Source organism: Bradyrhizobium sp. AS23.2, from assembly GCF_001908185.1.
Classification (GTDB): Bacteria; Pseudomonadota; Alphaproteobacteria; order Rhizobiales; family Xanthobacteraceae; genus Bradyrhizobium.
The window spans coordinates 63495-77533 of the sequence record NZ_LGHM01000125.1; the positions used below are offsets into that span (position 1 = coordinate 63495).

10 protein-coding genes and 1 pseudogene are annotated in these 14039 nt (G+C 65.4%); 2 read left to right on the plus strand and 9 right to left on the minus strand.

Going from position 1 to position 14039, the window contains the following annotated elements; translation table 11 throughout:
* Positions 1 to 38: 38 nt before the first annotated feature.
* The 4 genes from AC630_RS25885 to AC630_RS25900 all read right to left on the minus strand — a co-directional run bounded on the left by AC630_RS25885 (position 39) and on the right by AC630_RS25900 (position 4839).
* On the minus strand, positions 39 to 1190 hold the full coding sequence (locus AC630_RS25885; protein WP_074121239.1) for a DegT/DnrJ/EryC1/StrS family aminotransferase: 1152 nt from the start codon (positions 1188 to 1190) through the stop codon (positions 39 to 41).
* A 51-nt stretch (positions 1191 to 1241) separates the two neighbouring features.
* Positions 1242 to 2246 (minus strand): Gfo/Idh/MocA family protein, encoded by a 1005-nt coding sequence (locus tag AC630_RS25890; RefSeq protein WP_074121240.1) that lies wholly within the window; start codon positions 2244 to 2246, stop codon positions 1242 to 1244.
* Between the two features lie 183 nt (positions 2247 to 2429).
* A complete protein-coding gene (locus AC630_RS25895; protein WP_074121290.1) occupies positions 2430 to 3842 on the minus strand; it encodes a mannose-1-phosphate guanylyltransferase/mannose-6-phosphate isomerase in 1413 nt (470 codons plus the stop codon).
* Positions 3843 to 3849: 7 nt separating this feature from the next.
* Positions 3850 to 4839 carry an SDR family NAD(P)-dependent oxidoreductase gene (locus AC630_RS25900; RefSeq protein ID WP_074121241.1) on the minus strand — a complete coding sequence of 330 codons (990 nt, stop codon included), beginning with the start codon at positions 4837 to 4839 and terminating at the stop codon, positions 3850 to 3852.
* Positions 4840 to 5093: 254 nt separating this feature from the next.
* On the opposite strand from AC630_RS25900, the gene AC630_RS25905 reads away from it, so the two are divergent.
* Together AC630_RS25905 and AC630_RS25910 are read left to right on the plus strand one after the other, a co-directional pair.
* Positions 5094 to 6053 (plus strand): lysylphosphatidylglycerol synthase transmembrane domain-containing protein, encoded by a 960-nt coding sequence (locus AC630_RS25905; protein ID WP_074121242.1) that lies wholly within the window; start codon positions 5094 to 5096, stop codon positions 6051 to 6053.
* On the plus strand, positions 6050 to 7069 hold the full coding sequence (locus AC630_RS25910) for an MraY family glycosyltransferase (RefSeq protein WP_074121243.1): 1020 nt from the start codon (positions 6050 to 6052) through the stop codon (positions 7067 to 7069). The genes AC630_RS25905 and AC630_RS25910 overlap by 4 nt, the downstream gene beginning before the upstream one ends.
* Here the strand turns inward: AC630_RS25910 and AC630_RS25915 are convergent.
* From AC630_RS25915 to rfaE1, 5 genes and pseudogenes are all read right to left on the minus strand, one after another.
* Positions 7057 to 8004: an NAD-dependent epimerase/dehydratase family protein gene (locus AC630_RS25915; RefSeq protein WP_074121244.1), complete on the minus strand. Its 948-nt coding sequence runs from the start codon at positions 8002 to 8004 to the stop codon at positions 7057 to 7059. The genes AC630_RS25910 and AC630_RS25915 overlap by 13 nt on opposite strands.
* Complete coding sequence (locus AC630_RS25920; protein ID WP_074121245.1) at positions 8001 to 9221, minus strand: glycosyltransferase family 4 protein; 1221 nt, start codon at positions 9219 to 9221, stop codon at positions 8001 to 8003. Before AC630_RS25920 ends, AC630_RS25915 begins: the two co-directional genes overlap by 4 nt.
* Before the next feature lie 2 nt (positions 9222 to 9223).
* On the minus strand, positions 9224 to 11137 hold the full coding sequence (locus AC630_RS25925) for an SDR family NAD(P)-dependent oxidoreductase (protein ID WP_074121291.1): 1914 nt from the start codon (positions 11135 to 11137) through the stop codon (positions 9224 to 9226).
* Between the two features lie 129 nt (positions 11138 to 11266).
* Positions 11267 to 12553 carry an O-antigen ligase family protein gene (locus AC630_RS25930; protein WP_074121246.1) on the minus strand — a complete coding sequence of 429 codons (1287 nt, stop codon included), beginning with the start codon at positions 12551 to 12553 and terminating at the stop codon, positions 11267 to 11269.
* Positions 12550 to 14033 (minus strand): annotated as a pseudogene (gene rfaE1 / locus AC630_RS25935) (D-glycero-beta-D-manno-heptose-7-phosphate kinase). Before rfaE1 ends, AC630_RS25930 begins: the two are co-directional and overlap by 4 nt.
* Positions 14034 to 14039 lie beyond the last annotated feature (6 nt).

Genomic DNA, 14039 nt, shown 5'->3' on the forward strand with positions numbered 1-14039 from the left:
TGGGAGAGGTGAACAAGCGGCGCAGCAAAACGGCGAAATCAGGCTGAAAGCGCGCCGCGCACTGCGGCGACGATTCGCTCCTGGTCGGCTTCGGTCAGATAGGGGTGCATCGGCAGGCTGATGACGTCCTGCGACAGGCTCTCGCAGCCCGGCAGCCCGCCCTCTGCGACCGGATACTGCTTGTAGGCAGTCTGCTGATGCATCGACTTGCCGTAATAGATCGCAGTCGGCACGCCCTGCGCCTTCAGCGCGGCGGCAAAACCGTCGCGGTCGGTCCCCTTGGGCAGGCGGATGGTGTACTGCGCCCAGACCGAGGTGTTGCCGGGGCTAAGACGCGGCACGGTGACGACGTTGCTGAGCCCTCGCGCATAGCGCTCCGCAACCCTGTTGCGGGCGGCGATCTCGTCGTCGAAAATCTTCAGCTTCTCGATCAGGATCGCGGCCTGCATGGTGTCGAGCCGGCCGGTCAGGCCGAGGCGGACGTTGTCGTATTTGTCCACGCCCTGCCCGTGCACGCGGATGCTGCGAAGCGTGGCGGCGAGTTCGTCGTTGTCGGTGAAGATCGCGCCGCCGTCGCCGAAGCAGCCGAGCGGCTTGGCCGGGAAGAAGCTGGTGGCGGTGGCGAGCGCCAGGGTGCCGAGCTTGCGGCCCTTGTAGCTCGCGCCAAAACCCTGTGCGGCATCATCGAGCACGAACAGGCCTTCGGCCTTCGCGATTTCCGCAATAGCGTCGTGATCGGCCGGCTGTCCGAACAGGTCGACCGGAATGACCGCGACCGGCTTGAGCCCAGCCTTCCGGGCGGTCGCGATGCCGCGCTTCAGGGACTCGGGACTCATGTTGAAGGTCGCCTCATCCACGTCGACATAGACCGGCGTCGCGCCGGTCCGCGCCACCGGCGAAGCGGTTGCGATGAAGGTGAAGGACGGGCACAGCACGGCATCGCCAGGGCCAACGTTCTTCGCCATCAGCACCATCAGGATCGCATCGGTGCCGCTGGCGCAGGCCACCACGTGCTTGGCGCCGCAATAGGCCGCAAGCTGCGCCTCGAGCTCGGCGACTTCAGGGCCATTGACGAACTGGCAATGGTCGAGAACGCGCTTGACGGCGGCATCGAGCGAGGCGCCGAGCCGGCGGCGCTGCGCGCCGACGTCGATGAAGGGAATGGGTTCGGAACGCAGATGCTGGTTCATGGCGCCTTGCCGATTTTCCTGCAAGTTTTGAGCGGTCGACATGGATAAGGACTAGCCGGCAACGCGGCGCGGCCCCTTGCGGGCGGGCGACATGGCCGCTGGCCGCGATGGCGCCTCGAGGCAGCGAGTCGCAATTTCGAGGCTGGCAACGCCCTCGTCGCCGGTCACCGCCGGCGTCTCGCCATGGCGCACGGCCTTCAGGAACGCGATGAGCTCGGCGCGGAGCGGCTCGTCGTGGCCGACCGGCAGATGCCGCATCGAATAGCTGCCGTCGGGCTTGAAGCCGAAGCACTCGGTGACCTGGCGCGTCAACAGATCGCCCATCACATATTTGCCGCGGGTCGCGACCGTGACGCTGCGTGCCTTGAACGGCGTCAGCCAGTTGGTGTTGATGTGCGCAAGCACGCCGTTGGCGGTGCGGAACTGCAGCAGCGCGATATCCTCGCGCTCGGCGACCGCGCTCGACAATTGCGGCTGCACCTCGACGATGTCGGATTCGGTGAACCAGCGGATCAGATCGATGTCGTGCACGGCGAGGTCGATGACGACGCCGACATTGGACATTCGCGGCGGGAACGGGCCGACGCGCGTGATCGCGATCGACAGGATGTCCTCGCCCGCGATCGCCTGCTTGACGGCGGCGACCGCCGGATTGAAGCGCTCGACATGGCCGATCATCAGCGTCACGCCGGCCTTTTGCGCGGCGGTGACGATCTCGCGGCCCTCTTCGACCGTGGAGGCGATCGGCTTCTCGACCAGGACGTGGATGTTCCTGGCAATGCAGGCGAGCGCGACCTCGTGATGCAGATGCGTCGGCGCCGCAATGGTGACGGCATCGACGCCGGCGGCGAAGAGCTGGTCGAGCGTCTCGAAACCCTGGCAGTTGGCAAGCTCGGTGGTGCGCATCAGGTGCACCGGCGAGGGATCGACCACGCCGACGAGACTGACGCCGGGAAGGCCGGCAAGCACGCGTGCGTGGTTGCTGCCCATCACGCCCGCGCCAATGACGCCGACGCGCAAGCCGGCCTTTGCCGGTGCAGAGCCTTTGGAACTCATATGATCGAACCCCGATTCAACGCAAATCCCCGGGCCGCTTCTAGCACGGACGCCACATTTGTGGCGAATGCCGGCATAGTTAACCGGACACGATTTGATTCAAAAAATTACACGTTCCCCGAGCCTTAAGCCGCTGAAAATACCGCTCTTTCGGCCCGGGGCACGTGATTCGGAGTGTGCTGGTTACGACCTTTGATAGTCGTCTTCAATCCGGATGATGTCGTCTTCCCCGAGATAGCTCCCAGTCTGGACCTCGATCAGTTCCAGCATGATTTTACCTGGGTTCTCCATCCGGTGGACGGCGCCCATGGGAATGTAGATCGACTCGTTCTCGTGCACCGTCTTCACGGTCTCGTTGACGGTCACCCGGGCGGCACCGCGGACCACGATCCAGTGCTCGGCACGGTGATGGTGCTTCTGAAGCGACAGCCGCCCGCCCGGCTTCACCACGATGCGCTTGACCTGGTGGCGCTCGCCATTGTCGACGGACTGATAGCTGCCCCACGGCCGATGCACCTTCAAATGCTCCTCGGTCACCTTCGGTGCGACCGCCTTGAGCTTGGTCACCAGACGCTTCAGGCCGTTGGCATCTTTCTGGCGCGAGACGAGAACCGCGTCTGCGGTGGCGACCACGACGAGATCGTCGACGCCTTCAAGCGCGACCAGCGCCTGGTCGGTGGTGACGTTACAGTTGCGGGAATCTTCGAACACGGCAGTGCCGTTCGCGGCATTGCCTTGCGCATCCTTCTCCGACAATTCCCACACCGCGTGCCAGGAGCCGACGTCGGACCAGCCGCACGACACCGGCACGACGGCGGCGCGCGAGGTCTTCTCCATCACCGCATAGTCGATCGAGATCGCCTGCGCTGCGCCGAAGGCCTGCGGCTCCAGCGTCACGAAGCCGAGATCGCGGCCGGCATTGGTGACCGCATTGGAGACTGCCTCCACGCTCGCCGCATCCACCTTGCGGTATTCGTCGAGCAGGACAGCGGCCGGGAACATGAAGTTGCCGCTGTTCCAGAGATAACCCGAAGTGACGTAGTCGGCCGCCGTCACGGCGTCCGGCTTCTCGACGAAGCGCGCAACCGCGTGCACCTCACCGGAGATCACTTCGCCCGGGCTGATATAGCCGTATTCGGTCGCCGGCCGCTCCGGCTTGACGCCGAAAGTGACGATGCGCCCGGCATTCGCGGCGGCAAGGCCCTCACGACACGCGGCGACGAAGGCGGCATTGTCCTGCACCACGTGGTCAGCGGCGAGCGCAAGCACGATCGCCTCGCTGTCACGGTTCTGCGCGAACACCGCACCGGCGGCGATCGCGGGGCCGGAGTCGCGCCGCATCGGCTCGAGGATCACGTCGGCCTCGATGCCGATCTCGGCGAGCTGCTCCAGCACCATGAAGCGGTAGGACGCGTTGGTGATGACGATCGGACGATCGAACAGCGACGGATCGGAGACGCGCAGCAGCGTGTCCTGGAAGGTCGAGCGCGTGCCGAACAGCGGCAGGAATTGCTTGGGACGCACCTCGCGCGAAGCCGGCCACAGCCGCGTGCCGGCACCGCCGCACATGATCAGGGGAATAATGCGTTTGTCCATCGTCATTTCAAACCTTGAAGTGGTCCCGATACCAGGTGACAAAATTACGGATACCGTGCGCGATCGGCGTTGACGGCGCAAATCCGGTGTCGCGCATCAGATCCTCGACATCCGCGAACGTTTCCAAAACATCTCCCGGCTGCATCGGCAGCAATTCTTTGATCGCCGTCCGACCCAGCTCCTGCTCCAGAAGTCCGACGACATGCATCAGCTCTTCCGGATGGTGGTTGCCGACATTGTAGACCTTAGACGGCGCATTTGCGGCAGCCGGGTCATCCGCGGGCACCCGATCGATCAGCTTGGATACTACACGGGTTACGTCGTCAATATAGGTGAAGTCGCGGCGCATCCGGCCATGGTTAAAGAGCCGGATCGGCCGGCCCTCCATGATGGCGTTCACAAACAGGAACATGGCCATATCGGGCCGGCCCCACGGGCCGTAGATGGTAAAAAAGCGCAGCCCCGTGACCGGCAGGCGGTACAGATGGCTGTAGGACTGCGCCATCAATTCGTTCGCCTTCTTGGTTGCAGCATAGAAGCTCACAGGATGGTCGGTCCGGTCCTGCACCGCAAATGGCAGTTTGGTGTTGGCGCCATAAACGGAGGATGACGAAGCGTAGACGAGATGACGACAACCGTTGTTGCGGCAGCCCTCGAGCACGTTGAGAAAGCCCTGGAGATTGGAATCGGCGTAAGCGTGCGGATGCTCGATCGAGTAGCGCACGCCGGCCTGGGCTGCCAGATGCACGACCTTGGCAAATCCGTGCCGCGCAAACAGCGCCGCGATCGCCTCGCGGTCGGCAAGATCGGCCTCCACGAAGGAGAAGCGGGAATCGTTCCTGAGCAGCTCCAGGCGCGCCCGTTTCAGCGCCGGATCGTAATAGCTGTTGAGATTGTCGAGCCCGACGACGGGCCGGCCTTCGCCTAAAAGCTGCCGGGCGACGTGAAAGCCGATGAAGCCGGCGGCACCCGTGACCAAAATCGCCTGATCCGTCATCCTGTTCCCAAGAGATCCTTCGACCGCAGATCCTTCGCCCGCGGCACCTGTTTAGCCGCCGTATTGAGGGGGTCGCAATAGCCCCTCGCTCCTCATAGCGGCTCCTCACAACGGCTGTTCATATCGGCTGTTCATATCACTTATTGCAAGATCGGCTTGCAAGACCGGCGCCAAAACCATACCAAAGCGGCGGAATTCGGCGCCCGGCGTCGGGTTGCCTCAAATCTTCGCAAACCCCTGTTCATGCGGGCGAGATGCGCCGAATCCTGCTGTCCACGGCCAAGATCCTGATTTCCGCGGCGCTGCTCTATCTGGCGCTGCGCAAGGTCGATCTGTCCGAACTGATTTCGCGCTTCACCGCGACCAGCCTGTTCTGGATCGCCATGGCGATCGCGGTCACGTTCCTGCAAATCTTCGTCGGCGTGCTGCGCTGGCGCGAGATCAGCGCCGAATGCGGCGCGCCGCTCGAACTCGGCCGCGCCATGCGCTACAACGTGATCGGCGCGTTCTTCAATCAGACCCTGCCGTCCGCGATCGGCGGCGACGCGGTCCGGCTGTGGCTGGTCGCGCGCGCCGGCGCCGGATGGCGTACGGCCACCTACTCCATCTTCGTTGATCGCGCGATCGGCCTCATCGCGCTCGCAATCCTCATCGTCGCGAGCCTGCCCTGGAGCTACGGGCTCATCACCGATCCGAACGGACGCTCGGCGCTGCTGCTCGTCGACCTCGCGGCGCTCGCAGGCGGCCTCGGTTTCCTGATCTTCGGCGCGCTGAAATGGTCGTGGCTGAAGACCTGGTGGGCCACCCACCACATCCACGCCTGCGCCGTGATCGCCAACCGCGTGATCTTCAGCCCGACGCGCGGACCGATCGTCGCGATCCTGTCGTTCATCGTTCACGTGCTCACCGTCGTCATCGCCTGGTGCGTGGTGCAGTCGATCGCCGCGCCGGTCAGCTTCGGGCAGATATTCCTGCTCATTCCGCCGGTCATGCTGATCACCTTGATGCCGATCTCGATCGCCGGCTGGGGCGTGCGCGAGGCGACCATGGGGCTGGCCTTCGGCTTCGCCGGGCTCGCTGCGAATGAAGGCGTCAACGTCTCGCTCCTGTTCGGCGCGGTCTCCTTCATCGTCGGCGCGTTCGGCGGCCTCGTCTGGATCCTGAGCGCGGAGAAAGCCGCGCAAGGATCCGCCCCGATCGGAGTGCCGGAGTGAGCCAGGCCACTGACGCTCTCGCCGCGATGCCCTCGCTGCTGGCCGTCGCGATCGCCGCACTGATGTCGGCCTTCATCACCTGGACCAGCCGCCCCCTGCTCCAGCGCTATGCGCTGGCGCGGCCGAATGCGCGCTCCTCGCATCGCATCCCGACCCCGCAGGGCGCGGGCATCGCGGTGATCGCCGCGACCCTCATAGTCGCCTCGGTCTGGGCCGCCTTTGCCGGCGTCACGATCCCGCCGGCGCTCATCGCCGCGACGGTCTTGATCGCACTGGTCGGATTTGCCGACGACATCGTGTCGCTGCCGGTGCTGCTGCGGCTCGTGCTGCAAGCCGCCGCCGTCGGCGCGGTCGTGTTCACCGCGCCCGACACCGCGCACATCGTGCCGGCGCTGCCGCTTGCGCTGGAGCGCAGCTTCATCCTGATCGCCGGCGTCTGGTTCGTGAACCTCGTCAACTTCATGGACGGGCTCGACCTGATGACGGTGGCGGAAGTGGTGCCGGTCACAGCGGCCCTGCTGCTGCTCGGATGGCTCGGCGAGGTGTCGTGGCCGGCAGCGCTGATCGCCGCGACACTGTGCGGCGGCATGCTCGGCTTTGCGCCTTTCAACCGTCCGGTCGCAAAGGTGTTCCTGGGCGACGTCGGCAGCCTGCCGATCGGCCTTCTGCTCGGCTGGTGCCTGCTCGAGCTTGCCTGGCGCGGACAAGCCGCTGCGGCGCTGCTGCTGCCGGCTTACTATCTCGCGGATTCGACCCTCACTCTGTTACGGCGCATCGCGCGGCGCGAACCGTTCTGGTCGGCACATCGCACGCATTTCTACCAGCGCGCCACCGACAACGGTTTTTCGGTCCCGCGGGTGATCGGCGAGGTCTTTCTGCTCAACCTCGTCCTCGCTGGGCTCGCCATCCTCACCGTTCGCGCCGGATCGATGGCCGTCACCTCGTTCGCGCTTGGCGCGGGCGCAATCGCGATCGGCTTCGTCCTGCGGCGCTTCTCCCGTCCTCAGGCGTCCTGATTGGACAGCGCGAGCCGCAGACCCTCGTCGAGAGTGACCTGCGGCTGCCAGCCGGTGGCCATCGCCTTGGAAACGTCGAGCTCGAGCGAGCCGATCAGGCTGTCATGCGTATCCTGCCGGCCAATCATGCCGAGGAGCCTGCCAAGCAGGTCTGGCGACATCCTGAACAAACGCGGGCTCTTGCCGGATGCCTTGGCCAGCCGTTCGATGAATTCGGGCGTCGAGACCTGTTCCCTGTCGGCCACCAGAAATATCTCGAAATTGCTCGCAGGGTCGGGATGGGCAAGCCTGCGCAGGATGAACGACGACAGGTTCTGCACGGCAAGGAAGGCGCGGTGATTACGGATCGCGGCGAAGGGCAGCGGCAACCCCACGTTCACCGCACGCGAGAGCAGCGCGAAATTGCCTTTGGCGCCCGCACCATAGACCAGCGGGGGCCTGATCACGGAGATATTCATGTCGCAATCGCGCGCGAGCGTCCTCAAGCCCGCCTCGGCCGCGGCCTTGGACATGCCATAGAGGCCGCGCGGCGTCAGGGTATCGTCTTCGCTGAACGGCCGGCGGCCCTCACTGCTGCGGCCGTGCACGAGCACGGTGCTGACGAAGATGAACTGGCGTACGCCGGCCGTCGCCGCGCAGCGCGCCAGTTGCAGGGTGCCGGCGAGGTTGGTGTTGCGATAGAGCTGGACCGCGTGCTCATCGTGCTTGTGATGGACCCTGGCGGCGAGATGGACGACAGCGTCGACGTCTTCGAGCGCAGCCTGCCAATCGGTATCGGGACCGATCGATTCGATCATGACCTCGTTGTCGATGCCCTCCGGGCTGCGGACCGCGCGCCGGACCGACCATCCCTCGCGCGCCAGTGCGGGGGCGACATGACGGCCGACGAAGCCGCTCGCTCCCGTCACCAGCACGACCGGTTTGCGCTCGCTCATCGTTGTTCCGCCAGCTCCGGGTTGCGCAACAATTCGTCGATCAGACCGGCATAGGCGTTCATCGCGACGGTCCGGTCGAATCGCGATGCCGCCTTCACCGCGCGCTCCGCCATGGCGGCGGCGTCGGCGCGGGACGCTGCGCGGATCGCCTCGGCGAGCCGATCGGCGCGGCCCGGCGTCACGACCCAGCCGAGTCCGTTCTCTACCACCGTCAGCGCGGCCTCGGCCTCCGGCTCGGAAACCAGCACCACGGGACGGCCGACCGCCAGCAGATTGTAGAACCGGCTCGGCACCGACACCCCCGCAACGTCCTTCCGGTACGGAATGATCCAGAGATTGGCGGACGCCAGAAACGCCTCGAGCTCGGCATCCTCCACGCGCGCCACGAAGGAGACATTGGACAGGTTCGCCGCCGCCTGCAACTGCTTCAGCCGCTCGAAGCCGATGCCCCAGCCGGAGAGCAGGAAGTGGATGTCCGCCTCGTCCTTGAGCAGGCGCGCCGCCTCGAACACGATCTCCGGATCATGGGTGAAGCCGAGATTTCCTGACAGGCCGACGACAAAGCGGGCCGACAGCGCCCGCCGGAACGGATTATCCGATGTCAGGGGACGCGGCGCGGGCACGAGTGTCGCCCAGTTCGGGATGAAGCGGATCTTGTTCCGCGTCATCCCGGAATAGCTCAGCAGCGGCCCCTCCGCATCGCGGCCGATGGTGATGACGGCATTGAGCGCGCGAAACATCAGGCTGTTGGCTGCGCGCATCGCCCTCGTCACGATCGAACCGGGCTTGAGCAGGCCCGCCATTACCAGCACGTCGGGGAAGAGGTCGTGCATGATCAGCGCCGAGCGCGCGCCCTTGAGCCTTGCCGCCGCCGCGACCGCGTAAGGCAGCATGAACGGCGCGGTGACGGTGAGTACGACATCAGCTCGCCTCAGCTCCCGCATCAAGGCGAAAAACGTGCGCGCCACGAATAGCAGTTCGGACACGCCGCGCCGCACCAGCGCCGCCTTCCCCGCCATCCGGTTCTTGATCGCAACGACGCGTGGCCGGCCCGGGCCGGTCTGCGAGTCCGGCAACGCGCCGGGCGAGCCCGAGAGCACGACGACCTCGTGGTTTTCGGCGAGACGGCAGGCGATCTCGGCCATGATCGCCGCGGTCGTGCTCGGATCCGGTGGATAATGCTGGCTGGCGACGACGATCTTGCCTTGAGACTGCATGGTCAGGCCGCGGTCGACCCGAATTCCGGAACCGCATCCTTCAGGATCGTCCTGATGGTGGCACGATCGTCGCGCGCAATCGCCTGCTCCAGCGCCGCGATCCACTTGCGCAGCGTCTGCATCGGTGGCTCGTTCGGCTGCGCGGCCATGATGCCGGCAACGCCGATCTCGCGGGTCGGCTCCTCGGATGCGAACAGGATCTCGTGCAGGCGCTCGCCCGGCCGCATGCCCGTGAACACGACCTCGATGTCGTAGCCGGGCTGGAGGCCCGAGAGGCGGATCATGCGTTCGGCGAGATCGACGATCTTGACCGGCTGGCCCATGTTGAGCACGTAGACCGAGACGTCCGAGCGCACCGTTCCGAGCGCGTGCGTTGCCGCCGTAATGACGAGATCGCAGGCCTCGCGGATGGTCATGAAGTAGCGCACCATGTCGGGATGCGTCACCGTCACGGGACCACCGGCCTCGATCTGGGCCTTGAACTTCGGCACCACCGAGCCGTTCGACGCCAGCACATTGCCGAACCGGACCGAGATCAGCCGCATCGGCGGCTTGGCACCGCCGCTCCCTGCCGCAAGATCATGATCGAGCGCCTGGCAGTACATCTCGGCGAAGCGCTTGGTCAGGCCGAGCATCGACACCGGCTCGATCGCCTTGTCGGTCGAGATCATCACCATGGCCTCGGCGCCGGCAGCAAGCGCTGCGTCGGCAACGTTGATCGAGCCGAAGATGTTGGTCTTGACGCCCTCGCTCCAGTCGCGCTCGAGGATCGGCACGTGCTTGAGCGCGGCGGCGTGGAACACGATGTCCGGCTTGAACTCGGTCATCAGGCGCGTGATGCGCTCGCGGTCGCGGATGTCTGCGATCCGCCCCTCGATCGCTGCGGCCGAGCCGTGCGCGGCGAGCGCTTCCGTGACGGCATAGAGCGCCGGCTCGGAATTCTCCACGATCAGGAGGCGCGCGGCGCCGAAGGCGATGACGCGCTCGCAGATCTCGGAACCGATCGAGCCGCCGCCGCCGGTGACGATCACCGCCTTGCCCCTGATCAGGGCTTCGAGGCGTGCATAGTCGATCTTCTCGCTCGGCCGCAGCAACAGGTCCTCGACCGCGACGGCCGTGAGCCGCGGCGTATCGCCACTCTCGAGCGAAGGCATGCGGTTGACGATCACGCCGAGCTTGCGCGCCCGCATTAGGATCGATTCCGGATGCGCTTCCGGCTCGAACGCCGACGGCGTCATGATGAGGCGCGCAATCGCCTTGTTGCGCTTGGCGAAGTCGGCGATGACGTCTTCGACATCGTCGATGCCGCCCAGCACCGGCACGTTGCGGATGAACTGCCCGAGATCGGAGGTCGACGGCGACAACACGCCGACCGGCCAGATGCGCTTGATCGCCCCACTTTCGATGCCGCGCAACAGCACCTCGGCATCCGCGGCCCGGCCGATCAGCAGCGTCGGCGCGGCGTCCTCGTGCCTCGCGTGACGTCGTACCCGCGTATAGCGGAAATAGCGGTAGGCGAACCGCCCTGCACTGAGGAAGGAGATCTCGAAGAACCAGTAGAGGACGATGGTCACCTTGCCGAGAAAGAAGGCGCCGCGGACGTTGGGCGCGACGAAGACGTAGTCGAGCACGAGGAGAGCAACTGTCAGCACCGTCGCGACGCGGATGATGTTCAACGCATCAGGAAGCGAGATGAAGCGCCATTTCGTCGTGGTCAGGTTGAAGATGAAGAACACGACCACGCTGAAGGCGAGGAAGTAAGGCAGGATCTGAAACAGGAGCGGCAGGCGATCGAAGAAGCCTTGGCCGCCCTCGAAGCGCAGATAGAAAGCGGCGAACAGCGCCGCCGTGGTTGCCAGCAGGTCGTGGAGCGCGATCAGGAAATTGCGCATAGTGAGATGCGAGAGACGCGTCATCCGCCGACCGATGAAAATCCCGTTAGTTGCAACCTGACCGCGCTGATAGCCCATCTCGGCGAGACTTGCCAGCATAAGACTTGCCAGAACAAGACTTGCCAGAACCAGACTTGCCAGCCGCGCGGCCGTTCAGGAACCGGCTTCCACCGCCTTCGGTGTGGCCTGCCGCTCGCGGATGACCATGCCACCTGCGACGCCGACGCCGATGACGTACATCCAGCCCTCGTGGAAGTCGAACAGATGGGAGTTGAACAACGAGGTGAAGATATTCTGCACCACGACCAGAAGCCCGATCCAGTTGGCCAGCCCGTCGCCGCGAAACAAAAGCAGATGGACGAGCCACATCGCATAGAGCGCGACGATTCCGATGATGCCCCATTGCACGGCGACGGCCAGGGTCTGGTTATGGGGATTCGGAAACACCCTGGCGCCCTTGAGCCAGTCCGCGCTCTTGGCGACCTTGGCGAACAGCCCAAAGGTAGAGCCTGTTCCGTGACCCGCGAGCGGAGCCTGTTCGAAGAACTCGATTGAGTTCCGCCAGTATTCGAGCCGCTCGCCCATCGACGTCGGAACCTTCTCCTGCGTGTAACGCCGATAGTCGCTGGAAAAGGTGTCGGCGGTCTTACGCAATTGCGGCGAAGCCTGCCAGGCGAGAACTGCGCTGACGAGCAGTGCGGCCGAGATGACCGCGATGCTGCGCCATCTGAGGTGAAGCAGCGCGAACACACCGATCATGATCGGTACGGTGACGAGCGCGGTACGCGACACCACCACGAAGGCCATGTTGACGAAGAAGCTGAGCGCAAGCACCGTGAGCAGCCCGGCGAACCAGTAGCGCTTCTCGCGCAGCAGCGTCACGATTGGATAAGCGAGCGCGACCGCGCACAGCGTGAATTCCTGGCTCTGGTCGATGTAGTTCTTGACGAAGATGCCACGCTCTGCGTCGACCCCGGGCTTCAGCGAAAGGCCCGGGAAGAATGTGACCAGCCACGACATCACCGACAGCAGCGCACAGGACACCAGGAAGGCGATGAAGATCCAGTGGCCGCGCCGCGAGCGCTCGAAATGGTAGAGCAGGACAGGCAGCACGAGCAGCTTGACCGCCGGACTGACTGCATAGAAGCGCATACCCCAGGCTGCGTCTGACCACAGCGTTCCCACCAGCGCGAGCAGGAACAGCGCGATCGGCGTCGCCGAGACCGGACGCTTCAGCGATTGCAGGAATGCCTTGAAATCGAGGAACGGCACCATGCAGATCAGGAACATGGCGTTGAAGATCGCCGTGAGCGAAGTCGACCAGGGCAGCGAGGCCACGGTCAGGATAGCGAACAGATCGGCCGTCTCGCACCACGCTGCCGGGCTGCGCAAGCGCCGCCCCAGCATCTGGAAGGTCGTCTCCCGGACAAGCGCCGTCACTTGGCCCCTCCCCGCGCGCGATGGACCAGCGCCGTCGTGCTGAAGCCCTGGAGGATGTCGACCAGCACCACCGTTCCGCCGGCAGCCTCGACGACCTCGTGGCCGACGACCTGCTCGCGGGTGTAGTCGCCGCCCTTGACCAGCACGCTCGGCTTGATCCGGGTAATCAGGTCGATCGGCGTATCGTCCTCGAAGATGACGACGAGATCGACCGCTTCGAGCGCCGCCAGCACCTCACCCCGCGCGCGCTCGTCCTGGACGGGGCGATCGGCGCCCTTCAGCCGCCGCACCGAGCGTCGCTGTTGAGGCCCACGACCAGGCGGTCGCAGGCGGCGCGCGCCGCGGTCAGCACCTTGACGTGGCCGGGATGCAGGATGTCGAAGCAGCCATTGGTGAAGCCGACGCGCTGGCCCAGCCTCTTCCATTCGGCGAGCTGCGCGTCGAGCGCGCCCGGTTCGAGGACGATCTTCTCCTCGGCCGCGAGATAGGCATGCGGCAGGATCTTTCGCCGCAGCTCGGCCGCGCTCACGCTGGCTGTACCCTGCTTGCCGACGGCGACGGCGGCGGCGGCATTTGCCACGCGCAGCGCCGTGTCCCAGTCCGCGCCTGCGGCGATCGACACTGCGAGCGCCGCGGCGACGGTATCACCTGCACCGGAGACGTCGCGCACCTTCACAGGGAAAGCCGGCACATGGACGGCCTTGCCAACGCGCGGCACCAGCGTCATGCCGTGCTCGCCCTGCGTGACCAGGATCGCCTCGCAATCGGCGAGCCGCATCACATCCTCGCTGGCATCGACGATGCTCTGCGTGGTGTCGGCGCGGCTTCGCGTGGCCTCCGAAAACTCCTTGCGATTGGGCGTGAGCAGCGTCGCGCCGCGATAGATCGCCCAGTTCAGGCTCTTGGGATCGACGATCACGGGCTTGCCGAGCTTTCGCGCGGCATCGATCGTGTGCCGGATCACGCGCGCGGTCAGCACGCCCTTGGCGTAGTCCGATAGCAGCACGATGTCGGCGCGCGCGATCTGCGGCAGGATCGCCTCGATCAACCTGGTTTCGACCGCGTCGGAGGCTGGCAGCGCCTGCTCCCAATCCGCGCGCAGCATATGCGTGGAGAAATGCTCGGAGACGAAGCGCACTTTCCGTGTGGTCGGCCGCGACGGATCGCAGACCAGCACGCTTTCGATTCCGGCCTGTTCTTCGAGCGCGGCCTTGAGCCGTGCACCGGCGTCATCCTCGCCGACGAGGCCGACGAAGATGCAGCGCGCGCCGAGGGAGGCGACATTGCGCGCGACGTTGCCGGCGCCGCCGATATGGATCTCGCTGCGCTGCGCGGCGATGACAGGCGCCGGCGCTTCCGGCGATATCCGCGACACCTCGCCGTAGACGAACTCGTCCAGCATGATATCGCCGATGCAGAGCACCGTTCGGCGCGCGATGTCTTGTGCGAGGGCATCGAAGTCGAGGATGGGCGTCGGCATGGTGAT

Excerpts from the sequence above, each read along its gene's own strand:
- AC630_RS25925 (WP_074121291.1), bottom strand. The coding sequence starts at position 11,137 with ATGACGCGTCTCTCGCATCTCACTATGCGCAATTTCCTGATCGCGCTC.
- AC630_RS25895 (WP_074121290.1), bottom strand. The coding sequence starts at position 3,842 with ATGGACAAACGCATTATTCCCCTGATCATGTGCGGCGGTGCCGGCACG.
- AC630_RS25915 (WP_074121244.1), bottom strand. The coding sequence starts at position 8,004 with ATGAGCGAGCGCAAACCGGTCGTGCTGGTGACGGGAGCGAGCGGCTTC.
- AC630_RS25885 (WP_074121239.1), bottom strand. The coding sequence starts at position 1,190 with ATGAACCAGCATCTGCGTTCCGAACCCATTCCCTTCATCGACGTCGGC.
- AC630_RS25890 (WP_074121240.1), bottom strand. The coding sequence starts at position 2,246 with ATGAGTTCCAAAGGCTCTGCACCGGCAAAGGCCGGCTTGCGCGTCGGC.
- AC630_RS25900 (WP_074121241.1), bottom strand. The coding sequence starts at position 4,839 with ATGACGGATCAGGCGATTTTGGTCACGGGTGCCGCCGGCTTCATCGGC.
- AC630_RS25920 (WP_074121245.1), bottom strand. The coding sequence starts at position 9,221 with ATGCAGTCTCAAGGCAAGATCGTCGTCGCCAGCCAGCATTATCCACCG.
- AC630_RS25905 (WP_074121242.1), top strand. The coding sequence starts at position 5,094 with ATGCGCCGAATCCTGCTGTCCACGGCCAAGATCCTGATTTCCGCGGCG.